25 protein-coding genes and 1 tRNA gene are annotated in these 21,856 nt (G+C 69.9%); 17 read left to right on the top strand and 9 right to left on the bottom strand.

What is annotated here, in order from left to right:
- Positions 1-141: 141 nt before the first annotated feature.
- The 3 genes from RUR49_RS08085 (at position 142) to RUR49_RS08095 (ending at position 1,600) form a co-directional block, all read left to right on the top strand.
- A complete protein-coding gene (locus RUR49_RS08085; protein ID WP_409145854.1) occupies positions 142-657 on the top strand; it encodes a hypothetical protein in 516 nt (171 codons plus the stop codon).
- Positions 654-1,124, top strand: a complete 471-nt coding sequence (rnk, locus tag RUR49_RS08090) for a nucleoside diphosphate kinase regulator (protein WP_409145855.1) — start codon at positions 654-656, stop codon at positions 1,122-1,124. Before RUR49_RS08085 ends, rnk begins: the two co-directional genes overlap by 4 nt.
- An 80-nt stretch (positions 1,125-1,204) precedes the next feature.
- A complete protein-coding gene (locus tag RUR49_RS08095) occupies positions 1,205-1,600 on the top strand; it encodes a GFA family protein (protein WP_409145856.1) in 396 nt (131 codons plus the stop codon).
- A 251-nt stretch (positions 1,601-1,851) separates the two neighbouring features.
- Here the strand turns inward: RUR49_RS08095 and RUR49_RS08100 are convergent, their stop codons facing one another.
- Entirely contained in the window at positions 1,852-2,043 is a 192-nt protein-coding gene (locus RUR49_RS08100) for a hypothetical protein (RefSeq protein ID WP_409145857.1), read from the bottom strand.
- 10 nt (positions 2,044-2,053) lie between these two features.
- Here RUR49_RS08100 and RUR49_RS08105 point away from each other — a divergent pair, with 10 nt between their 5' ends.
- Positions 2,054-2,710, top strand: coding sequence for a hypothetical protein (locus tag RUR49_RS08105; protein WP_409145858.1), 657 nt, complete (start codon positions 2,054-2,056; stop codon positions 2,708-2,710).
- A gap of 67 nt (positions 2,711-2,777) precedes the next feature.
- Here RUR49_RS08105 and RUR49_RS08110 read toward each other — a convergent pair whose 3' ends face one another.
- Both RUR49_RS08110 and RUR49_RS08115 read right to left on the bottom strand, forming a co-directional pair.
- The gene (locus tag RUR49_RS08110; RefSeq protein ID WP_409145859.1) at positions 2,778-3,863 is read right to left on the bottom strand and encodes an endonuclease/exonuclease/phosphatase family protein; all 1,086 of its coding nucleotides are present in this window, start codon (positions 3,861-3,863) and stop codon (positions 2,778-2,780) included.
- The gene (locus RUR49_RS08115; RefSeq protein ID WP_409145860.1) at positions 3,860-4,075 is read right to left on the bottom strand and encodes a hypothetical protein; all 216 of its coding nucleotides are present in this window, start codon (positions 4,073-4,075) and stop codon (positions 3,860-3,862) included. Before RUR49_RS08115 ends, RUR49_RS08110 begins: the two co-directional genes overlap by 4 nt.
- Before the next feature lie 368 nt (positions 4,076-4,443).
- Between RUR49_RS08115 and RUR49_RS08120 the strand changes: the two genes are divergently transcribed.
- A complete protein-coding gene (locus RUR49_RS08120) occupies positions 4,444-5,634 on the top strand; it encodes a pyridoxal-phosphate-dependent aminotransferase family protein (RefSeq protein ID WP_409146356.1) in 1,191 nt (396 codons plus the stop codon).
- A gap of 83 nt (positions 5,635-5,717) precedes the next feature.
- Here the strand turns inward: RUR49_RS08120 and RUR49_RS08125 are convergent.
- Positions 5,718-5,794 (bottom strand) — tRNA-Pro (locus tag RUR49_RS08125).
- Positions 5,795-5,931: 137 nt separating this feature from the next.
- Here RUR49_RS08125 and RUR49_RS08130 point away from each other — a divergent pair.
- The 3 genes from RUR49_RS08130 (at position 5,932) to RUR49_RS08140 (ending at position 8,555) form a co-directional block, all read left to right on the top strand.
- Complete coding sequence (locus tag RUR49_RS08130; protein ID WP_409145861.1) at positions 5,932-6,864, top strand: MBL fold metallo-hydrolase; 933 nt, start codon at positions 5,932-5,934, stop codon at positions 6,862-6,864.
- Between the two features lie 302 nt (positions 6,865-7,166).
- The gene (locus RUR49_RS08135; RefSeq protein WP_409145862.1) at positions 7,167-7,325 is read left to right on the top strand and encodes a hypothetical protein; all 159 of its coding nucleotides are present in this window, start codon (positions 7,167-7,169) and stop codon (positions 7,323-7,325) included.
- Between the two features lie 249 nt (positions 7,326-7,574).
- Positions 7,575-8,555: a magnesium transporter CorA family protein gene (locus RUR49_RS08140; RefSeq protein WP_409145863.1), complete on the top strand. Its 981-nt coding sequence runs from the start codon at positions 7,575-7,577 to the stop codon at positions 8,553-8,555.
- A gap of 30 nt (positions 8,556-8,585) precedes the next feature.
- Here RUR49_RS08140 and pdxH read toward each other — a convergent pair whose 3' ends face one another.
- The gene (gene pdxH / locus RUR49_RS08145; protein WP_409145864.1) at positions 8,586-9,221 is read right to left on the bottom strand and encodes a pyridoxamine 5'-phosphate oxidase; all 636 of its coding nucleotides are present in this window, start codon (positions 9,219-9,221) and stop codon (positions 8,586-8,588) included.
- A 21-nt stretch (positions 9,222-9,242) separates the two neighbouring features.
- Here pdxH and RUR49_RS08150 point away from each other — a divergent pair, with 21 nt between their 5' ends.
- Together RUR49_RS08150 and RUR49_RS08155 are read left to right on the top strand one after the other, a co-directional pair.
- Positions 9,243-9,686 (top strand): RT0821/Lpp0805 family surface protein, encoded by a 444-nt coding sequence (locus tag RUR49_RS08150; protein ID WP_409145865.1) that lies wholly within the window; start codon positions 9,243-9,245, stop codon positions 9,684-9,686.
- A gap of 125 nt (positions 9,687-9,811) precedes the next feature.
- A complete protein-coding gene (locus RUR49_RS08155) occupies positions 9,812-10,714 on the top strand; it encodes a DnaJ C-terminal domain-containing protein (RefSeq protein ID WP_409145866.1) in 903 nt (300 codons plus the stop codon).
- Here RUR49_RS08155 and RUR49_RS08160 read toward each other — a convergent pair.
- Positions 10,684-11,304: a peptidase C15 gene (locus RUR49_RS08160; RefSeq protein ID WP_409145867.1), complete on the bottom strand. Its 621-nt coding sequence runs from the start codon at positions 11,302-11,304 to the stop codon at positions 10,684-10,686. The two genes, RUR49_RS08155 and RUR49_RS08160, sit on opposite strands and share 31 nt — an antisense overlap.
- A 56-nt stretch (positions 11,305-11,360) precedes the next feature.
- Positions 11,361-12,704, bottom strand: coding sequence for a malonyl-CoA decarboxylase domain-containing protein (locus tag RUR49_RS08165; RefSeq protein WP_409145868.1), 1,344 nt, complete (start codon positions 12,702-12,704; stop codon positions 11,361-11,363).
- Here RUR49_RS08165 and RUR49_RS08170 point away from each other — a divergent pair.
- The 3 genes from RUR49_RS08170 to RUR49_RS08180 all read left to right on the top strand — a co-directional run bounded on the left by RUR49_RS08170 (position 12,685) and on the right by RUR49_RS08180 (position 16,305).
- Positions 12,685-13,590 carry a hypothetical protein gene (locus tag RUR49_RS08170; protein WP_409145869.1) on the top strand — a complete coding sequence of 302 codons (906 nt, stop codon included), beginning with the start codon at positions 12,685-12,687 and terminating at the stop codon, positions 13,588-13,590. The two genes, RUR49_RS08165 and RUR49_RS08170, sit on opposite strands and share 20 nt — an antisense overlap.
- The gene (locus tag RUR49_RS08175; RefSeq protein WP_409145870.1) at positions 13,568-14,914 is read left to right on the top strand and encodes a hypothetical protein; all 1,347 of its coding nucleotides are present in this window, start codon (positions 13,568-13,570) and stop codon (positions 14,912-14,914) included. The genes RUR49_RS08170 and RUR49_RS08175 overlap by 23 nt, the downstream gene beginning before the upstream one ends.
- Positions 14,915-15,156: 242 nt before the next feature.
- Positions 15,157-16,305 (top strand): polysaccharide biosynthesis/export family protein, encoded by a 1,149-nt coding sequence (locus RUR49_RS08180; RefSeq protein ID WP_409145871.1) that lies wholly within the window; start codon positions 15,157-15,159, stop codon positions 16,303-16,305.
- 204 nt (positions 16,306-16,509) lie between these two features.
- Here the strand turns inward: RUR49_RS08180 and RUR49_RS08185 are convergent, their stop codons facing one another.
- The gene (locus RUR49_RS08185) at positions 16,510-17,154 is read right to left on the bottom strand and encodes a uracil-DNA glycosylase (protein WP_409145872.1); all 645 of its coding nucleotides are present in this window, start codon (positions 17,152-17,154) and stop codon (positions 16,510-16,512) included.
- 79 nt (positions 17,155-17,233) lie between these two features.
- On the bottom strand, positions 17,234-17,830 hold the full coding sequence (locus RUR49_RS08190; RefSeq protein ID WP_409146357.1) for an NYN domain-containing protein: 597 nt from the start codon (positions 17,828-17,830) through the stop codon (positions 17,234-17,236).
- 238 nt (positions 17,831-18,068) lie between these two features.
- On the opposite strand from RUR49_RS08190, the gene rpoZ reads away from it, so the two are divergent.
- The 4 genes from rpoZ (at position 18,069) to acpS (ending at position 21,727) form a co-directional block, all read left to right on the top strand.
- Positions 18,069-18,446 carry a DNA-directed RNA polymerase subunit omega gene (rpoZ, locus tag RUR49_RS08195; protein WP_409145873.1) on the top strand — a complete coding sequence of 126 codons (378 nt, stop codon included), beginning with the start codon at positions 18,069-18,071 and terminating at the stop codon, positions 18,444-18,446.
- 81 nt (positions 18,447-18,527) lie between these two features.
- Positions 18,528-20,693 (top strand): RelA/SpoT family protein, encoded by a 2,166-nt coding sequence (locus RUR49_RS08200; RefSeq protein ID WP_409145874.1) that lies wholly within the window; start codon positions 18,528-18,530, stop codon positions 20,691-20,693.
- A 25-nt stretch (positions 20,694-20,718) separates the two neighbouring features.
- The gene (gene pyrE / locus RUR49_RS08205) at positions 20,719-21,300 is read left to right on the top strand and encodes an orotate phosphoribosyltransferase (RefSeq protein ID WP_409145875.1); all 582 of its coding nucleotides are present in this window, start codon (positions 20,719-20,721) and stop codon (positions 21,298-21,300) included.
- Between the two features lie 10 nt (positions 21,301-21,310).
- The gene (gene acpS, locus RUR49_RS08210; RefSeq protein WP_409145876.1) at positions 21,311-21,727 is read left to right on the top strand and encodes a holo-ACP synthase; all 417 of its coding nucleotides are present in this window, start codon (positions 21,311-21,313) and stop codon (positions 21,725-21,727) included.
- Positions 21,728-21,856: the final 129 nt, after the last annotated feature.

The raw sequence follows: 21,856 nt of genomic DNA on the forward strand, positions 1-21,856 counted from the left end.
CGCGGGTCAGACTATCGAAGGCGCCTAGCCCCGGGCCAGGCGCGCGCGTTCCGCTTCGCCCCGGCTCGGGGAACCTCCAAGCACCCACGTTCTGGCACGGCGCCCCCCGCGATTGCGGTGGGTCGCGCCCTGGAGGCTGTCATGCGTCCTGTTGATTTCGACCGCGCCCGGCGCGGCTTTCCGCCCCTCGACCCCGAGATCGGGCACGCCGCCGCCGCGTGCGCCCTGGCGCAGGAGGACCGCGCGGCGCTGGCCGCCTGGCTCGACCACGCCGCCCGCCATGACCCCTGGGTGACGGCCGTCGCCCGGGCCAAGCTCGCCCTCGCCCGCGTCTTCGCCGCTGCGGACCGCCCGCACGACCGTGTCGGCCTCGGCACCCGCTTCGCCTTCGGCCTCGGCGACCGGCCCGTCGAATCGGCCGTGCTCGCCCCGTGGGACGAGGAGGCGGCCCCGCTCGGCCGCATCGCGCTCCGCACGCGCCTCGGCATCGCCGCCTTCGGCATGCGCGAGGGCGCCGAGACCGGCGTGCCCCGCCACGATGGCACCATCGAACGCCTGACCATCCACGGCGTTCTCTATCAGTCGAGCACACGGCCGCTGCCCGCGGTGTCGCCGGCCAACGACAACCGAGGCAGCGACCGGGAGGTATGGCCATGACCGCGAAGCAGACCGAACATCGGACCGGCCGGGCGCGCGCCCTGCCGGCAATCGTCGTCGACGCCGCTCACGCGGATCGGCTGGCCCACCTCGCCGAGGTGGCGCTCGATCGCATGCCGGACGTGGCGACGTTCCTCCTCGGCGAGATCGAGCGGGCCCGCGTCGTGCCGTCGGCGAAGTTCCCGCGCGACGCGGTCAACATCGGCACGTGGGTCACCTATACCGACCGCTCGACCGAGCAGAGCCGCACCGTGCAACTCGTCTATCCCGAGGAGGCCGACATCGCCGCCGGCCGCGTTTCGGTGCTGACGCCGATCGGCGCCGCCCTCGTCGGCCTGTCGGCCGGTCAGCGCATGCGCTGGCTGACGCGCACGGGGGCGGCGCGCGATCTCGTCGTCACCGATGTCGGACGCGAGCCGCCCGCCGCTCCGGCCAACGAGGACGTGCGGGCGACGGCAGGGAGCTGATGGCAGGGAGCCGACGGGTGGCGGATGATCGTCACGGCCCGCCCCGTTTGGGGGCGGCCGTCTCAGGAGAGGAGAGGGGCGTGGACCAGGTCTCCGGTGGCTGCCTGTGCGGCGGCGTGCGCTATGTGGCGACGGGTCGCCCCTGGCGGGTCGGGCTTTGCCATTGCCTCGATTGCCGCAAGCATCACGGCGCGCTCTTCCACGCCTCGGCGATCTACCCCGAGGACGCGGTGACGGTCGAGGGCGAGACGCGGTCCTATGCCGGCCGCTTCTTCTGTCCGCGGTGCGGGTCGCCGGTGTTCGCGCGAACCGGCGACGAGATCGAGATCAACCTCGGCTCCCTCGACGCGCCCGACCAGTTCCGCCCGACCTACGAGAGCTGGACGGTGCGCCGCGAAGCCTGGCTGCCGCCGTTCCCGCTCGCCCACCACTACGACCGCGACCGCGACGACCCGGAGAGCCGGACCGAGGACTGAAGCCCACTTCGATCGGGTGCAACGATCCGCCGCCACGGTCTCGCGCCGGCTGGGTCGCATGTCCGAGAAAAAATCTTCGTTTCGTCACCGTCGATGCGGAACCTTCCGCTGCGACGCCCGTTCGGTGACGTTCGCGAGTTTGCCCTCTGCGAAGACCTTCGGCCCGGCTCCCGCAAGGGACCGGGCCATTTTTATGAGCGTCGCTTCCGCGAACGCCGCTTCTCGCCCTGCCGTGATGACGACCATCAGGCCTACCCGGCCAACGGCAGCGTCGCCGGACGCGGACCATCCCCCGGATTCACTTCCAATAGTTCCAGACTGGCACCTTCATCTTCCAGAATGGTGCAGATATCTCCATGCGATGCATTCACGTGTTGTTGACGCCTGACGGGTTCGCCAAGTAAGATCAAGGTGTTGACTGAAGTCTGAAGATCAGTCTGCATGGGGGTATTCATGAAGTTGTTGAAGTTGTTTGCGGTGGCTGTGATGGCCGTGCTGCCTGTTCTCGCATTCGCGCCGGGTGAAAGTCGTGCGGCGGGCAAGTCGAACACCGAGATCAAGCTCTGCAAGAACACGCCTTATGCGCTCTGCGCCGCCTCGACCTGCAAGGCGACGGGCAAGAAGATCGCCGTCAACACGCCCGAGGGCGGCACGCGCAACTTCCCCGAGGCCGAATGCACCTGTCCCGTGCTGCCCGCGGGCGACACGGGCGCCTTCGCCAACGTCACCGGCGGCAACATGCAGGGCTCCTGCAAGCCGCCGAAGAACGGCGTCTGGTCGCTTTACTCGACCGTCACGACCTTCCCGCAGAAGGTCTACGGCTGGAACTATCACGCCGCCGTCGTCAACGACGCCTGCAACGCGCAGGTTGCTCCCACCGACCAGTTCGTCAACTGCTGGAGCTTCGCCTGCGACAAGGTGAGAACGGTGACCAGCGAGGACGGGACGACCGTGACCCTCGCCACCTGCCATTGCCCGATCGGCGAGGACGTGTTGTCGGCGCTGCCGGTGCCGCCGGGCACCACGTTCGTCACCAAGGCGGGCGGTGACCTCCCGACCACGGAGCAGCAGCAGAAGTTCTGCGGCAAGCTCCCCGTCGGCGGCTTCTGAGCGCCACACGAGCCAGCTCGGGGCCGGCCGTGTCGCCGGCCCCGGCGCCCGATCTATGCCGGCCCGCTCACGGGTCCTCCGTCGCGGCTTCGCGACCTTCGCCGATGTGTTCCTGCGCCTCTTCGGCATCCCCAGGCTCCGGCTCGACGGGCTCCTGCACGGCCGCGGCCTGCGGCTGGTGGCAGAGCTCGACGAGCATCGGGAAATGGTCGGAGCCGATGTCGGGCAGGCGGCGGAATTCGCCGAGCGTCCATTCGGTCGAGGCGAACAAGTGGTCGAGCGGCCACTTCATCAGGGGCCAGTTGGCGTTGAAGGTGGCGTAGAGGCCGCGGCCGATGCGGGGGTCGATCAGGCCGCTGATCTTCTGGAAGAGCGTCGTCGTCGACGACCAGGCGACGTCGTTGAGATCGCCCGCGACGACAGCCGGCCCGGACGCCTCCGCCGCTTCCTTGGCGACGATGAGGAGCTCGGCGTCGCGCTCGTCGGTGTCGTCGCCCGGCCGCGGCGGCGCCGGGTGCACGCCCCAAACGGTGAAGATGGTCCCGTCCGGCAGCGCCACGCGCGTGCGGATCGAGGGGATGTCGTCTTCGAGGAGGTAGCGCACCGCGCCGTCCTGCAGGGGAAGGCGGGAATAGAGCCCCATCCCGTAGGTGTTGGAGCGCGGCTCGAGGATGGTCTGCGGGTGGGAGGCCGTCAGGCCCGCCATCTCGTCCGCCCACCACTGGTCGATCTCCGTCAGCAGCACGACATCCGGATCGGTATCGCGGACGAGCTGCAGCACGGCCTGTGAACCACGATTGTCCTGCAGGACGTTCGCCATCAGGAAGCGCACGCGCGCACCCTCGGGACAGGCCGTGGCGGCGAGCATCTGCCGCGGCCACACGGCCGTGTAGGGCGCGATCATCAACACCTGCCACCCGAGGGCGGCGAGGGAGGCGATGGCGATGACGCCGGCGAAAGCGTCACGCGCGCCGGCCCACCAGAACGCCACGAGCGCGACCGCCAGCACGACGGCGATCTGCAGGCGCGGAAAGTCGAGGACGCGGATCCACCACACGTCGGTCTCGATCAGGGCCAGCGCCGTGGCGGTCACCATCATCAGGCAGACGAGCGCCGCACCCCGTCCGACCCATCGGATCGACGCGCGCCTCATCCGAATGGGCTCCGCGATGCCCGCCCGAGCAGAAAGAGCCCGACGCCCCATCCGTCGGCGACCCCGAGCCGGGCGGCGATCAGATGGCCGCCACCGTGGAGAAGCACCGCGAGGAGGATTCCGGCGAAGACGATCAGCAGGACGTCGGGCACGACGAGAAGCGCCGCAAGGCAGGCGAGCAGCACCAGCAAGGATGTGGATCGTGTCGACATGGTCCCCTTCGTCAGAAGGCAAACGCCGCCGGGAGCGATCCGTTTCAGGAAACACCGGGAACAATGCCCCGACAGCCCGGCATGCCCGAAGTGGCCACCCAGGTTGGGTAGGTAAGGGGGCTTGCGAACCGCGAGTGTGAGCTTGCCGGGGGTCCGGTCGCGAGGCACCGGAACTGGCGGTGCGCATCAGGACCGAAAGCGCCATCGCCTCGCTTCCCGAAGGCTGCGAGCGAGAGCCGTGTTGTGGCGCCGGCGGGTTCTCTGCATAGCTGGAATCAGCGCAACGCCGGTCCCTTCAAGCGAGAGCCTTGTCACTGATGCAGAACGATGGAGCTTCGAGCCGGGTATCGCCGGTCGGCGCACGCGGGGTGCCGCTCGCGCGGGGCCGTGAGTTCCTGTCCATACCGGGCCCCACCAACGTGCCCGAGGTCGTGCTGCGGTCGATGCACCGGCCCGCCGTCGATATCTATGCGGACGATCTCCTCGAGACGACGCAGCAGTGCCTGCAGGACCTCAAGGCCGTCTTCCGGACCGAGGGCTCGACCTACATCTACATCGCCAATGGCCACGGCGCGTGGGAAGCCGCGCTGACGAACACCCTGTCGCGCGGCGACCGCGTCCTCGTCCTCGAAAGCGGGCGATTCGCGAAGGGGTGGGGCGAGCAGGGCGACATGCTCGGGCTCGCGGTCGAGATCCTGCACGGCGACTGGCGCCGCGCCGTCGACCCGGCCGCCGTCGAGGCGCGCCTGAAGGCGGATGCGACGCACGCCATCAAGGCGATCCTGGTCGTCCAGATCGACACGGCGTCGGGCGTCGTCAACGACATCCCGGCGATCCGGTCGGCGATGGACGCCGCAAGCCACCCGGCCCTGCTGATGGTCGACGGCATCGCCTCGATCGGCTGCATGCCGTTCGAGATGGACCGGTGGGGAGTCGACGTCGCGGTGACGTGCTCGCAGAAGGGCTTGATGATGACGCCCGGGCTCTCGTTCGTGGGCGCGGGGACCCGGGCGAAGGTGGCTCACGCAACGGCTGGCCTACGTACCGCCTACTGGGACTGGACGGCGCGCGACCTGCCGGAAAACTATCGTAAGTTCTGCGGCACGGCGCCGGAGCACATGCTGTTCGGCCTGCGCACGGCGCTGGAGCTTCTCTTCGAGGAGGGCCTCGAGAACGCCTGGGCCCGCCACGTCGCCCTGGCCGACGCGGTGCAGGCCGCCGTCGCGGTCTGGGCGGAGCAGGGCGCGCTTGCCTTCAACATCCTCGAGCCTGCCGAGCGGTCGGCCGCGGTGACGACGATCCTGACGCCGGGCTTCGACCCGGAACGTCTGCGCGACTTCACCCGCGAGAACCTCGGCGTGGTCCTCGGCTCGGGCATCGGCGAGCTCACGGGGATGGCATTCCGCATCGCCCACATGGGCTACGCCAACGCGCCGATGGTGCTGGGCACCCTGGGCGCCACGGAAGTCGCGCTGAGGGCGCTCGGACTGCCGCATGGCAAAGGCGGTCTCGAGGCCGCGACAGCCGCGCTCGCCCGCCACTTCGCGCCGGCTGCCTGAGCTGAGCGTTTCGCCGGTTGGGGTCGCAGCCGCGAGCGTCCACCCTCGCGGGTTCGCCCTTGCGGCTAAGTCTCGGGAAAGATTGGTCGGAGTGGCAGGATTTGAACCTGCGACCCCCTCGTCCCGAACGAGGTGCGCTACCAGGCTGCGCTACACTCCGATGTGCGGCGTGCTTATAACGGGGCCTCCGGGGGGCCGCAAGGCGTCTTTGCGGCGAGAGCGAACGTGACCGTGCGGTCGGGTGCGGACCGGTGGCGAATGCAGCGGCCAGTAGCCGCGGCTGGGGAGGGAAGGGCGATGCTCGAGCACGATCGCGCCTTCGAGCCGCAGTGGGGCAAAGCCGTACCGGTGGCGCCGCGCGTGCGCCGGATCACGGCGCAGAATCCGGGCCCGTTCACCTTCCACGGCACCAACACCTATCTCGTCGGCGATGCCGGCTCGCTCGCCGTCATCGACCCCGGGCCGGACGACCCGCGCCATCTCGCCGCGCTCCTCGCTGCGATCGGCGGCGCCCGCGTTTCCCACATCCTCGTCACTCACACGCATCGCGACCACTCGCCGGGTGCGGCGGCGCTAGCGAAGGCCACCGGCGCGCCGCGGCTCGCCGCCGGGCCGCACCATCCCGCCCGTCCGCCGCGCCCCGACGAGACCGCCCGCCTCGACGCCGGCGGCGACACCGACTTCGTGCCGGACATCGCGCTGCCCGACGGCGCGGTGGTCGAGGGCGAGGGATTCACCCTGACGGCGGTCGCGACTCCTGGCCACACCGGCAACCACCTCGCCTTCGCCCTCGATGGCGAGGCGTGGCTGTTCTCCGGCGATCACGTGATGGCGTGGTCGACCTCCATCGTCGCGCCGCCCGATGGCGCCATGGCCGACTACATGGCCTCGCTCGCCCGCCTCGCGGCGCGGCCGGAGCGCGCCTACCTGCCCGGACACGGTGGCGCCGTCACGGACGCCCCGGCCTACGTGGCGGCGCTCGCCGCCCATCGCCGGGGACGCGAGCGTGCGATTCGCGAGCGCCTCGCCGCGGGCGACGAGACGATCCCGGCCATCGTCCGGGCCGTCTATGTCGGGCTCGATCCGGCGCTGGAGCCGGCGGCTGGGCTGTCGGTGCTCGCCCATCTCGAGGATCTCGCCGGCCGCGGCCTCGTCGCCGCCGATCCACTGCCGACGCTTACCGCCTGCTACCGGCCGCTGTCCCCGCTCCACCTCGGCCCGCAGGAATAGTGCTGCGTCTGTGCCGCCGGTCACACTTCACTAAAAGTTATCATTCGGTAAAGAAGCGTGAACGGCGCCTCAGTGACGAAATTGTGTCTTTCCTGTTCTTGCCGCAATTGACGGTCAAGCGTTATCTCGTCGTGTCGAACCCTGCAGAAAAAGACGTGGCGGCGCATTCGACGATGCGCCGCAGAACGGAACACAGGGCCGACGTGTTCGAACCGTAAGTGCGGGCTCTAGCCGCCGAATGGTCGGACGAGCCGAGAGAGTGGGACATGTACAGTCAGCAGCGGGGCACCCGGGCGCCCCAGATGAGCCAGAGCCCGAGCAGCGACCAGGCGGAGCCGCGAGAGCGACGGCCCAACTTGCAGCAGCACTACAAGCCGGTGGCGATCGGCGCGATCACGGCGGCGGCGCTGTGCACGCCGCGGCGGACCGGCAAGACCGAAGCGACGCCCCAGCGGCGCTGAGCCAAAAGCGGCCTCCGGGGCCTGAGTGACGACAGGGCCTGCAAGGGCGGATGGGTGCGGAGGAGCGCCGGACCCGCTTTCGCTTCCGAAGTCCCGCCTCCAGATGCCGTCATCGTCCCGACATCGCCCCCGGGGCACCGGGTGATCGGCCGTGCCGGTGCATTTCCGCACCGGCCGGCTTGACCGGACGCGCGCGCCGATGCCTTCAGTGGAGGCCGGGCGGCTCGGCTGTGGCGGACTGGAGGGGCGATGATCACATACTACGTCGCGGGCGACGAGCGCCTGGAGCGGCGGGAGCCGAGTGCTGCCCTCGGGCCGATCCCGCGCGATGCGGTGTGGATCGATCTCGTCGCGCCGACGGGCGAGGAGGCCGCGCGCGCCGAAGCCCTCGTCGGCGTCGAGATGCCGGCCCGCGAGGACATGCAGGAGATCGAGCCGTCGAGCCGCCTCTATGCGGAGAACGGTGCCGTCTACCTCACCGCCACGCTTTTGTGCGGCATCACCGAGGGGCGCCCCGGCACGACGCCGGTGACGTTCATCCTCGCCGGCAAGCGCCTCGTCACCGTTCGCTTCGACGAGCCGAAGTCCTTCCCGATCGCGGTGTCGCGCATGCAGCGCGCCGGTAGCCACTGCGTCAGCGGCCAGCACGTCTTCCTGACGCTGTTCGATTCGGTGATCGACCGCACCGCCGACATCCTCGAGCACATCGCCGCCGACATCGACACGCTCTCGCGCACCGTGTTCGACGAGCACATGTCCGACCGCCGCGGCGCCACCGACTTCCACGAGGTGATCCGTCGCATCGGCCGCCAGGGCATGCTCACCAACCGCACGATGGAGAGCCTCACCTCGCAGTCGCGCCTGCTGCTCTTCCTCTCGCAGCACATCGAGACGGCCGGGTTCACGCCGGCCGACAACGAAACGTTCAAGATGATGACGCGCGACGTCAAGGCGCTCGCCGATCACGGCTCGTCGCTCGACGGGAAGATCAACTTCCTGCTCGACGCCGTTCTCGGTCTTGTCAATCTCGACCAGAGCGCCATCGTCAAGATCTTCTCGGTGCTGGCGGTCGTGTTCATGCCGCCGACGCTGATCGCTTCGATCTACGGCATGAACTTCGATGTGATGCCGGAGCTCAAGTGGGTTCTCGGCTACCCCTTCGCTCTGTCCCTGATGGCCGGTTCGGCGGCCCTCAGCTACGGCCTGTTCCGCCTGAAGCACTGGCTCTGAGCAGCCCTCGGCGGCGGGCCGGCGCCCGCCTCACGGATAGAGGCGCGCCTTCGACCACGGCTCGCCCGCAGCCTGGCGGGTGAACTGCACCCGGTCGTGCAGGCGGAACGGGCGGTCATGCCAGAACTCGATCGAAACCGGCGTCAGGCGGAAGCCCGACCAGTGCGCCGGCCGCGGGATCTCGCCGATGCCGTAGCGGGCGGTGGTCCGCGCCACCTCCGCCTCCAGCGCGAAGCGGCCCTCGAGCGGCCGCGACTGCTTCGACGCCCAGGCGCCGATGCGCGAGCCGCGCGGCCGCGAAGCGTAGTAGGCGTCGGCCTCGGCGTCGTCGACCACCGCCACCGGCCCGCGCACCCGCACCTGCCGGCGCAGGCTCTTCCAGTGGAAGCACAGCGCCGCCTTGTGGGAGGCGAGGATCTCGCGGCCCTTGGCGCTCTCGAAGTTCGTGTAGAAGACGAAGCCGGTATCGAGGCCCTTCAGCAGCACCATGCGCACGTTCGGCAAGCCGTCGGGGTCGACGGTCGCGAGCGCCATGGCGTTCGGATCGTTCGGTTCGCTCGCCGCGGCGTCGGAAAGCCAGGCGTCGAACAGCCGCAAAGGGTCGTCGGCGTCGGTGAAGTCACCAGTCGTTAACACCTGCGTGGAAGGGTCTTGGTCGGGGGCCATGGTGCGTCCGGGAAGCCGATCGTGCGGGAAGCCAGTTATAGCGTTGTCAGGGGGGGCCGCCAGTCGCTGGCGGTGACGCTCGTCGTCGCGTCGGCGGTGACGGTCTCGGCCTGCGCCGGCATCACCCTGCCGCCGCAGGCGCTGGAGGCGACCGCCGCCACCGCCCAGTCGTCCTTGCCCGGCCTCGGCGGCCTGTCGAGCGACGACCTCGTCGCCATCGGCAGCGCCCTCTCGACGCCCCATCCGCGCTCCGGCGATCTCGTGTGGGCCAACGTCGAATCGGGCAGCCAGGGCCGCATCTCCTCGGTGCGGGTGGTGGCCGGCCCCGGCGGCGACGACTGCCGGGCCTTCGCCACCGTCGTCAATGCCGTCGACGGCGTGCGGGCGCTCTCCGGCATCGCCTGCCGCGATGCGGCCGGCAGCTTCGCCGTCGAGGGCCTGGCGCCCGCCGTCGCCGGCGGCTGAGCGACCGTTTCCCGACAGCCCTGCGAAAGCACCGACGCGATCGGGGCTTCCTGTTGGCCCCCGACTTCCCATATGCATCGCGCTGGATCTGCCGTACCCGTTGGGGGTGCGGGCGGGGAGTGTGGATGCGCGACCCTTACGACATTCTCGGCGTGAAGCGATCGGCGAGCGAGGCGGAGATCAAGTCCGCCTTCCGCCGGCTCGCCAAGAATCTTCACCCCGATCGCAACCAGGACGATCCGAAGGCGAAGGAGCGCTTCGCCGAGGCGAGCGCCGCCTACGAGATCCTCGGCGACCGCGCCCGCCGCGAGCAGTTCGACCGCGGCGCCATCGACGCCGACGGCAAGCCGCGCAACTACGGCTTCGGCCGCAGCGACGCCGGCTTCGGCGCCGCCGACGGCGGCTTCAACTTCCGCGGCGGCCGCGGCGACATCGACGACATCCTGTCGGAGATCCTCGGTGCTCGCGGGCGGGCCGGCCGACGGCCGCCCGAGCGCGGCGCCGACGTCGTCGGCACCGTCACCGCGACGCTGGAGGAGATCGCCGCCGGCGCCAGGCCGCGCGTCTCGCTGCCGGGCGGGCGCACCCTCGAGGTGACGCTGCCGCGGGGCGTCGAGCCGGGCGAGCGGGTGCGGCTGCGCGGCCAGGGCGAGCCCGGTCACCACGGCGGTGCCGCCGGCGACGCCATCATCACCGTCGAGTTCGCGCCGCACCGGCGCTTCACCGTCGAGGGCCAGGACGTCCGCCTCGACCTGCCGGTGACGCTCGACGAGGCGGTGCTCGGAGCCCGCGTGCGCGTGCCGACGCTCGAGGGCGCGGTCGAGTTGCGCATTCCGCCGAACACATCGGGCGGCCGCACCTTCCGGCTGCGCGAGAAAGGCCTGCCGACGCGCGAGGGCGGCCGCGGCGACCTGCTCGCCACCGTCCGCATCGTGCTGCCCGCCGAGGGCGACCCGCGCCTCGACGCGGTTATGGAGGCCTGGCGGGCGGCCGGCCGCTACAGCGCCCGCGACCGCGACTTCGGCTGACGAGACGCCCGCGGCTTCGGCCGCGGCGGCCGGGTCTGGACGAGGAGAGCGGCGATCACCGCCGCGACCGCCGCCGTCAGGTCGCCGAGCCGCCGCCCGTGCTGCAGGGCCGGCGGCGGTACGTGCACGAACACCGCGAGATGCGGCCGCGTCGCCCCGCGGGCGGCCGTGAGCGAGCGGAAATAGAGGGCATTGCAGAGATAGCGCCCGGCATCGCCGGAGACCGCCGCCGGCACGCCGGCGCGCCGGGCCGCCGCCACCAGCGGCGACGCGACGGCGCGGCTGCGGCGAACGGCGCCCGGCCGGTCCGCCGCGGCGTCGGGCAGCCGCCCGTCCGCGTCCGGTGCGCGGTCGCGCCCGTCGACGGCGGTCGTCTCGATGCGCAGCCGCTGCGACCGCGGCGCCACGCCGACGTGGACCGCGACGCGGACGCTGGCGAGGAGCCCGTCGAGCACCGGCAGGCCGTCCCAGGTGGTCTCGAGCCGCCGACGCACCAGCCGCGCGCCCACGACCGTACCGAGCCGCGCGACGATCGCCTCCGACGGGTTCACCGGCACGCCGGGGAACGGGCCGAAGCCGGTGACCAGCACAGGCGTGCCGGTCCCCGCACGGCCATTCTGCCGGACCGACGGCCGTTGCCCCGCTCTCATGCGGCCGGCTGCGGTGAAGGCAGGGAGCGCAGCAGGCGGCTCACCCCCGGGGCGGCGGCGACCTTGCCGGTGCGCGCATAGGCCTCGTGGTTGGCCTCGATCTCGCTGCGCTCGTAGAGATAGTTCACCATCAGCCCGTGCGACTGCTCGAGCCCCTTCGGCGACGGATCGGCGAGCCAGTCGAGGCGCTCGAGCCGCGCGCCGTTGCCGAGGTGGAAGCGGGCGACGGGGTCGAGTGGCCGGCCGCCGGCGCTGCGCTCGCGCAGGAAATAGTGGGCGGCGAGCGGCAGCACCGTCTTGCCGAGAGCCGCAGCATTCGGCCCGAGCTGCCAGTCCGGCTCGCCCAGCGCCGCCACCGCCCGCGCCGCCGGTTCGGCGAGGGGGTGGTCCGCGTCCGCCGCCACGCCGGCGAGCCAGGCGGCGAAGCCCGGCACGGGCGACAGCGTCACGAAGCTCTTCAGACCCGGCAAGTCGCGCGCCAGCTCCTCGACCACCTGCTTCAGCAGGAAGCTGCCGAAGGAGACGCCGCGCAGCCCGACCTGGCAGTTTGAGATCGAGTAGAACACCGCCGTCGTCGCCTCGCCCGGCGGCACGGTCTCCCGCTCGGCCGCCAGGATGGGCCCGATCGCCTCCGGGATCGACCGGGTCAGCGCCACCTCGACGAAGATCAGCGGCTCGTCGACGAGCGCGGGGTGGAAGAAGGCGTAGCAGCGCCGGTCGGGCGGATCGATGCGGCGCCTGAGATCGTCCCAGTCGTGGATCTCGTGCACCGCCTCGTAGGCGATGATCTGGCTCAGCACCGAGGCGGGGCTCGACCAGTCGATGCGGCGCAGCACCAGGAAGCCGCGGTTGAACCAGACGTCGAAGAGGCGCTCGAAGTCGCGGTCGACGCCGGAGAGGCTGCGGTCGGAGGCGAGCTCGGCCAGAAGGTCGGCGCGCATGTCGACGAGGGCGCGGGTTCCCTCGGGGGCGAGGTTGAGGCGGCGCAGGAGCTCGAGCCGGCGCGGCGTCGCGGCGTCATAGAGCGCGCCGACGGCACCCTCCGTCGGCTCTTCGAGATAGGCGTTCGCCGCCGCCCGCAGGGCGTCGGGATCGGCGCCGAGCTCGTCGCGCATCAGCCGGAAAGCCGCCGCCCGACCTTCGGCGTCGAGGCCGCGGTAGGTGGCGAGGATGTCGGCGGCGATCGCCGCGCCCGAGGCCTCTCCGCGCTCCGAGAGCAGGGCGGCGACGAGCGCCGGCAAGGTGCGCGTGCCGTCCCGCCGCTCGCGTCGGGGCTCGATCAGGGCGCGCCCGCGCTCTGCCACCGCCGTGAGCAACTCGTTGAAGAAGGAGGTGTTCACAGTGGGCTCCTTCGCGAAAATGCGCTATGCCGGAACCCGGCGGCGCCGGCTCGGGGGCGCGCACTCACGGGTGACAATGGTCAACATCGACACCATGACGGGAAGGTCGGCGTCCGTCGCCGCGCATCCTCGTCGCATCGATCTCGGACCGGAGGCCCAGCGCCCGAACTTCACCCTCAACGGCGTGACGCTGCGCATCAAGGAGCGCGGCCGCACCGTCAAGATTTTCGACGACATGTCGGCCACCTTCCCGCGTGGCCGCAACACCGTCGTTCTCGGCAATCGCGACAGCGGCATCAAGCCGCTGATCCGGCTTCTCACGGGGATGGAGAATCCGCGCATCGGCCAGATCTCCCGCAACGTGCAGATGTCGTGGCCAATGAACTTCGCTGGTCACATCTCCACTGACTTCAGCATGCGGGAGAACGCGCTGTTCATCGCCCGCCTCTATGGAGAGAGCACGCGCAGTGTCTCCGAGTTCATCCGCGAGATGCTCGGGATCGGCAAAGAATACGACCAGCCGATGAGCAACCTGCCCCCCGACCAGAAGCGGTACTTCCCGCTGGCGCTCGTGCTGGCTATCGAGTTCGACTGCTACATCCTTGACAAATCAGTGGTGATTTCGAACAAGGAATTCAGGGCCCGCTGGGAAGCGGCGCTGGCGGAGCGGCTGCGCACCGCCGATCTCATCCAGATCACCAATAAGGTGAAGTTCATCCATCCCTGCCATGAGATGGGCGCGATTCTGGAAGATGGGAAGCTGCGGATGATGAGCGTCGCCGCGGCCGTCGCTGCATTCAACGAGAAGCCGTCCGAACCCGACATGGACGATCTCGAGGACGAAACCGAGGACGAGGGCGACGATGAGCGAAACGCGCTCTTCTAGAGCGAACGGCCGCAAAGGCCGGCGGTCTCGTTCGCTCGTCGCCTATGACGGCGACGACGACCGCGTCGTGCCGCTCGACCTCGACATGCGGGCCGAACGGTCGCGCGGGGAGTTGCAGCCGCACACCGATCGCGGCCGCGAGCTTGAGCCGCGCACGGATCCCGAGCCGGCCGAGAGCGAGGAGCCGGCCCGTCGTCCCATCGGTGCGGTACTGCCGCGCATGGCCGACAGCGCCTTCGGCATCACGTCCTTCGTGATCGCCGTCGTCGTGCCGACGCTGTTGACGGCGCTGTTCTACATGTTCCTGGCGACGAGCCAGTACTCGACCGTCAGCCAGTTCGCGGTGCGCGGGCCGGCCGGCGCCGCCGGCCCGGCGGACATGCTCGGTCTCTTCGCCACCACCGCCTCCAGCGAGACGGCCGACACCTACATCATCCTCAGCTACATCCACTCCCGCGACCTCATCGAAGAACTCGACAAGCGCATCAACCTGCGTGAGATCTACGATCGTCCCGAGGCGGATTTTTACTACCGATTTGACCCGACGAAGCCGATCGAGGACTTCGTCGACTACATGAGGACGATGATCTCGACCGAGTTCGACACGTTCAGCGGCGTCGTCACATTGACGGTGCGCGCCTTCCGGCCGGAGGACGCACAACTGGTCGCCGAAAACGTGCTGGCTGCGAGCGAGCGTCTCGTCAACGAACTGTCCCGCCGGGCGCGTGACGATTCTTTGCGGGAATCGCGCGCCGAGGTCGCCAAGTCGGAGCAGCGCCTGCGGCTGGCGCGGGCGATGATCGCCACCTTCCGCGGCAGCGAGTCGGAGATCGATCCGGCCGCCGCCGCCGCCGCCCAGCAGGGCGTCATCACGCAGCTCGAAGGGCAGGCTACGGGCATCGAATCGCAGCTGAACGCCCTGCGCCAGACGATGTCGGCCTCGGCGCCGCCCGTCGTGCAGCTCGAGAGCCAGCTGGCCGCCGTACGCAAGCAGGCCGACGTCGAGCGCCAGAAGGTGGCACTCGAACGGGGCGGGACCACCGGCACCGCCCTTACGCAGCGGCTCACCCGCTATGAGGAGCTTCTCACCGAGCGGGAGTTCGCCGAGCGCGCCTATGTGTCCTCGCTCGCTTCCCTCGAAGGGGCGCGCCTGGAGGCCGACCGCAAGCAGCGCTACCTCGCGGTCTTCGTCTCGCCCCGGTCGGCCGAGGAGGCGCTCTATCCGCAGGGGCTGCGGTGGACCGCCGTCGTGTTCGGTGTGTGCCTGATCGTCTGGGGTATCTTCTCGATCATCATCGCCGGCGTGCGCGACCACTTCGTCTAATGGCGTCACGCTCGCCGGCCGGGGCGACCCGGCCGGCTGCCGGTGTTCTGCCGCGGCCGGCTCGGCCGCGAATATTCTCGTCTGCCGCCCTCCCCGGAAAGGCGGCGTTTACCGTGTGTGATACAAACGTCACTCGCGCCGCCACGGTGGAGGATACTCTGCCCCTGCGGCGGGATCGGCGATGGCGGAAGGAATGGGCTGGTGCTAAGCAACGCTTCCGTTTGGTCGACTCGCGCGACGGCATGACTGCGTTCAAGATTTCCGTGCTGCTCCTCGCCGCGTTCGTGGCTGGATGCTCAGATTTGCCCGGTCGCGGCCCGTCTGCGGTCGCGATCGAGACGAAGGCCGTCGCCGAGCCGCAGGACGAGAGCTATCTCGTCGTCGACATCGACCCGACGGTCGCCGAGATCGTCGGCAAGGTCCGCTCGCGCGAGTTCCAGGAGCGGTTCTCCATACCATCCGCCTCGACGGTGCAGCGCATCGGCGTCGGCGACACGGTGACGGTGAACATCTGGGAGGCCGGGCCGAACGGGCTGTTCTCCAGCGACGCCGGCAAGAACAACACGCTGCACTCCGTCGTCGACGAGAGCGGTACCATCTTCGTCCCCTATGTGGGCCGCGTCCGCGCCGCCGGGTCGACGGTGGAGTCCGTCCGCATCGCAATCCAGCAGGCACTCGCCGACAAGGCGATCCAGCCGCAGGTGCAGGTGGTCGTCTCCTCCAACCTGACGAACAGCGTCGTCGTCTTCGGCGACGTCGGCTCGCCCGGCCGCTTCCCGATCACGCCGAACGGCACGCGGGTGCTCGATCTCGTCGCCCAGGCGGGCGGCTCGAAGTTCCCGACCTACGACACGCTGGTGCTTTTGAAGCGCGGCGGCCAGACCGGCGCCGTGCTCCTCGATGACCTGTTCGAGATCCCGCAGAACAACGTCTACCTGAAGGCCGACGACACCATCATGGTGGCGAACTTCCCGCGGACGTTCACGGTGTTCGGCGCCGCCCGCGCCACCGAGCTGTTCAAGTTCGACGCCCGCGCGGTGACGCTCGCCGAGGCGCTCGCGCGCGCCGGCGGCCTCGACGACAACACCGCCGACCCCGGCGGCGTCTTCCTGTTCCGCTACGAGACATCGGCGACCGCAGCCAAGCTGCGGCCGGATAGCAAGCTCATCCGTCCGGGCTACCGCGTGCCGGTCGTGTACCGCCTCGACCTCACCAATCCGTCGTCCTTCTTCCTGGCGCGCTTCATCGAGATCCAGGACAAGGACCTCGTCTACATCGCCAACAGCCCGACCGTGGACCTCCTGAAGTTCCTGAAGGTCGTGCAGGGCGTGACGATGGCCACCCGCAACCTCGCGGACACCTGGTACCGGTTCGACCGCCTCGGCAACTGAGCCCGGCCGCCCGTCCTTCCGGGGACGGGCGCACGGCGGCCCACGGGCCGTCGATGCATCGGCATCTTTCCTGGACAGGCGCCGTTTCGGGAATGCGCCGGATCTCGGCGCCTGACAGGGGCTGCCCACGCGGTCTGTGCCTGGTTCGCCGCCGGCCGGATCGCCAGGGTCGATCCTCCCGACGCTCCCTGGCCTCGACGCCCTTCAGTCCAGCGTGCGCAGGTGCGCGGCGATGCGGGCGAACACCGCCTCGAACATCGCCGGCGTCAGCACGCCCGTGTTCGTGTTGTAGCGGCTGCAGTGATAGCTGTCGTAGAGGCGGCGGCCCCCGCCGATCTCGTGCTCCGCACCGTGTCCGAACGGCACGCCCGCCCGCCGCAGGGCGAGGGCGGAGGCGACACTGTCGTGGGCGATCCGTCCGAGCGCGACGATCGCCGTCAGCCGCGGCATGGCGGCGATGGTCGCCGCGAGGTAGTGGCGGCAGGTGCGGATCTCGTCGCCCGTCGGCTTGTTCTGCGGCGGCACGCAGCGCACCGCGTTGGTGATCGCCGTGTCGACGAGGCTGAGGCCGTCGCCTGGATCGGCGCGATAGTCGCCGCGGGCGAAGCCGAAGGTGGTCAGGGTGGCGTAGAGGAGCTCGCCGGCATAGTCGCCGGTGAACGGGCGCCCCGTGCGGTTCGCCCCGCGCAGACCCGGGGCGAGCCCGACGATCAGAAGCCGCGCCGTGTCGCTGCCGAAGGTCGGCACCGGCGCATTGAACCAGTCGGGCTCCTTGGCGCGGGCCTCGAGGCGGAACGCCACCAGCCGCGGACAGAGCGGGCAGTCGCGCCCCGGCTCGACGACGCTCATGCCGGCGCCGGCGCGCGACACGGACTTGTGATGGCCCGCCGCTGCGTGCGGCGGACCGCCTTCATCCCTGCGCTCCGCATCAGTCTGCGGCGGGGACGGACTCGCGCGCCTGCCGTTCGAACCGCTCGGCCTGCCGCGCGGCCCGTTCCGCCGGGTCACGGCCGATCCGCGAGGAGAGCGTCGCGAGTTCGATGAAGTGGTCGGCCTGGCGGCGCAGTTCGTCGGCGATCATCGGCGGCTGCGTCGCCAGCGTCGAGACGACGCTGACCTTGCGGCCACGCCGCTGGATCGCCTCCACCAGCGGCCGGAAATCGCCGTCGCCGGAGAACAGCACGATGTGGTCGCACTGCTCGGCGATCTGCATGGCATCGACGACAAGCTCGATGTCCATGTTGCCCTTGATCTTGCGGCGGCCGGACTGGTCGACGAATTCGCGCACCGGCTTCGTCACCACCTTGTAGCCGTTGTAGTCCAGCCAATCGATCAGCGGCCGGATCGACGAGTATTCCTGATCTTCGACCAACGCCGTATAATAGTAGGCGCGCAGAAGATAGCCCCTGGACTTGAACTCCTCAAGGAGCCTCTTGTAATCGATGTCGAAATTCAGGGAGCGTGCCGTCGCGTGAAGATTGGCGCCGTCAATGAAAAGTGCGATCTTTTCTCTAGGGTCAAACATCTTGGCGTTTTCCAGGGGTCCGGAGGCAAATATACGGGCGATAGCGCGAAAAGATAGGGTTCGGGGGAACAACGGAAAGCCGTCGCACGACGTCTGGATCGGAGCTTCGCCCCCGCTGGTGCTCCCACCGATCACATCCGCGGACCGCTGTCCGAAAACCGGCGCACGACGCGGACCTTGCCATTCTGCCGCGCGCCACCTAAGAGGATTACTCATCCCCCCGAAACGGAGTCAACCGATGGCCCGCGTGACCGTCGAGGATTGCATCGACAAGGTTGAGAACAGGTTCGAGCTCGTGATGCTCGCGAGCCATCGTGCTCGCATGATCGCCAGCGGCTCGGCCCTCACCATCGATCGCGACAACGACAAGAATCCGGTCGTCGCCCTGCGCGAGATCGCCGATTCCACGATCGTCCCGGACGATCTGAAGGAAGACCTGATCCACTCCCTGCAGAAGTACGTCGAGGTCGACGAGCCCGAGCCGGAGCCGGTCGCCGCGATCACGGCCGCCGACGGTGCCGACGACGGCGACATCGCCTTCGACCGGATGTCGGAAGAAGAGCTGCTGAAGGGCCTCGAGGGGCTGGTGCCGCCGGAGAAGACGGACGATATCTGACGCGTCGGGTCGCCGCCGCGTTCCTGACGCCGCGGGGCATCGGCCAGCGGCGCTCGGCGGCGCGGAAAAGGCGTTGCGGGGATGATGCGTCAGTACGAACTCGTCGAGCGGGTGACGCGCTACAACCCGAACACCGACGAGGCGCTGCTCAACAAGGCGTACGTCTACGCCATGCAGAAGCACGGCACGCAGAAGCGTGCCTCCGGTGATCCGTACATCTCGCACCCGCTCGAGGTCGCCGCGATCCTCACCGATCTGCGCCTCGACGACGCCTCGATCGCCGTCGGCCTGCTGCACGACACCATCGAGGACACCGACGCCACCCGCACCGAGATCGACACCGTCTTCGGCGTCGAGATCGGCAAGCTGGTCGACGGTCTCACCAAGATCCGCCGCCTCGACCTCGTCACCCGGCGCGCCAAGCAGGCGGAGAACTTCCGCAAGCTGCTGCTGGCCGTCGCCGACGACGTGCGCGTGCTGCTCGTCAAGCTCGCCGACCGCCTCCACAACATGCGCACGCTGCAGTACGTGCCGCCGGAGAAGCGCGCCGCCGTCGCCGAGGAGACGATGGAGATCTATGCGCCACTGGCCGGGCGCATGGGCATGCAGGACCTGCGCGACGAGCTGGAAGACCTCTCCTTCCGCAACCTCAATCCGGATGCCTACGCCACCATCTCCGAGCGGCTCGCCCGTCTCGGCGAGCGCAGCCACGGCCTCAGCGGCGAGATCGAGACCGAGCTGAAGCGCCGCCTCGTCGAGCGCGGCATCGCCGCCGAGGTCTACGGCCGGCGCAAGCGGCCCTACTCGATCTTCGCCAAGATGCAGAGGAAGTCGGTCGCCTTCGAACAGCTCTCCGACCTCTACGGCTTCCGCGTGATCGTGCCGCAGCTCGAGGACTGCTACCGGGCACTCGGTATCGTCCACACGACGTGGCCGAGCGTGCCGGGCCGATTCAAGGACTACATCTCGACGCCGAAGCAGAACGACTATCGCTCGCTGCACACCACCGTCGTCGGCCCGAGCCGGCAGCGCGTCGAGTTGCAGATCCGCACCGCCGAGATGAACCGGGTCGCCGAGTACGGCATCGCCGCCCACGCCCTCTACAAGGACGGCGAGGGGGGCGGGCGCAACATCGTCCGGCTGACCCAGGAAAGCCGCGCCTACGCCTGGCTGCGCCGCACCATCGACATGCTGAGCGAGGGCGACACGCCCGAGGAATTTCTCGAGCACACCAAGCTCGAACTCTTCCACGACCAGGTGTTCTGCTTCACCCCGAAGGGCATGCTGATCGCGCTGCCGCGCGGCGCCACCGCCATCGACTTCGCCTACGCCGTCCACACTGACGTCGGCAACACCTGCGTGGGCGCCAAGATCAACGGCCGGATCATGCCGCTCGTCACGGAGCTCGCGAACGGCGACGAGGTCGAGATCATCCGTTCGAAGGCGCAGACGCCGCCGGCGGCTTGGGAATCGATCGCCGTCACCGGCAAGGCGAAGTCGGCGATCCGCCGCGCCACCCGCGAGGCGGTGCGCCGCCAGTATGGCGGGCTCGGCCGCCACATTCTCGAGCGCGCCTTCGAGCGCGCCGGCAAGCCCTTTTCCCTCGAGGTGCTCGAGCCGGCGCTGCAGCGCCTCGGCCAGCCCTCGGTGCTCGACCTGCTCACCGCCGTCGGCCGCGGCGAGGCGCGCTCCGAGGACGTGCTGCGCGCCGTCGACCCGGACGCCGCCGGCGGCGCCGGCACCAACGGTTCCCGCCGCCCGCCGCCGCCCCGTCGCCGCACGACCACCGAGCGCCCGTCGATCCCGATCCGCGGCCTCAAGGGCGACCTGCCGGTCCGCTTCGCCCCGAACGGCGGCGCGCTGCCCGGCGACCGCATCGTCGGCATCCTGACGCCGGGGGAGGGGGTGACGATCTACCCGATCCAGTCGCCCGCCCTGAAGGCCTTCGACGACGAGCCGGACCGCTGGGTCGACGTGCGCTGGGACGTCGAGCCCGACGCCGACGAGCGCTTCCCGGCGCAGATCATCGTCGAATCGATCAACGAGCCCGGCTCGCTCGCCGGCATCGCCCAGGTGATCGGCGAGAACGACGGCAACATCGACAACATCAAGATGATCCGGAAGGGCGAGGACGCCCACGAGATGGCGATCGACCTGGAAGTGTTCGACCTGAAGCACCTCAACCGCATCATCGCGCAGTTGCGTGCCCGCCCGACCGTCTCCACCGTGTCGCGCGTGAACGGCTGAAATCCTGGACGGCGAGAGAGGACAGATGACGCGTGACGAGGTGATCGACGTGTTCCGCGAGTGCGGCGCCGTGCTCGAGGGCCACTTCATCCTGAGCTCGGGGCTGCGCAGCCCGGTGTTCCTGCAGAAGGCGCGGGTGTTCATGTACCCGCGCCAGACCGAGAAGCTCTGCCGGGCGCTCGCCGACAAGATCCGCGCCGCCGTGCCCGGCCGCATCGACTACGTCGTCTCGCCGGCGCTGGGCGGCCTTATCCCCGGCTACGAGACGGCCCGCCACCTCGGTATCCCCGCCGTCTGGGTCGAGCGCGAGGGCGGCGAGTTCCGCCTGCGCCGCTTCGAGATCGAGCCCGGCGCCCGCGTCGTCATCGTCGAGGACATCGTCACCACGGGCCTGTCGAGCCGCGAGACGGTCGCCGCCATCACCGCGCTCGGGGCCGAGGTGGTCGCCTGCGCCTGCTTGATCGACCGCTCCGCCGGCGAGGCGGACGTCGGCGTGCCGCTGGTAGCGCTCTGCGAGTACAAGGTGCCCGCCTATGCCCCCGACGCGCTGCCACCCGAGCTCGCTGCCATCCCGGCGGTGAAGCCCGGTAGCCGCGGCCTCGCCTGAGGGGCTGCCCATGATCATCGGCATCGGCACCGACCTCATCGACATCCGCCGCGTCGAGAAGACGCTCGCCCGTTTCGGCGAGCGTTTCACCAATCGCGTATTCACCGAGGTGGAGCGGTCGAAGTCCGACCCGCGCGCCACCCGCGCCGCCTCCTATGCCAAGCGCTTCGCCGCCAAGGAGGCGTGCTCGAAGGCGCTCGGCTCCGGCATCCGCATGGGGGTCGCCTGGCGGGAGATGGGCGTCGTCAACGAGAAGAGCGGCAAGCCGACGCTGGTGCTCGCCGGCGGTGCCGCGGCGCGTCTCGCGGCCATGACGCCGCCCGGGTTCGTCGCCCGCATCGATCTCACGATGACCGACGACTGGCCGATGGCCCAGGCCTTCGTCGTCATCTCCGCCTGGCCCGCCGACTGGGTGCGCCCGGCCTGATCCCGTCCCGCGGCAGGCCGGTGATATCCGCCCGCGCGTTGCGCGGGCGCCGGCGACCCTCTATCTAGACCTCACCCGACGGCGCGCCCCGTAGACCCGGTGCCCCGCGACATTCCAGCGAGAGCGAGA

It is taken from the genome of Pseudoxanthobacter sp. M-2 (assembly GCF_046156265.1).
GTDB lineage: Bacteria > Pseudomonadota > Alphaproteobacteria > Rhizobiales > Segnochrobactraceae > CAMDHY01.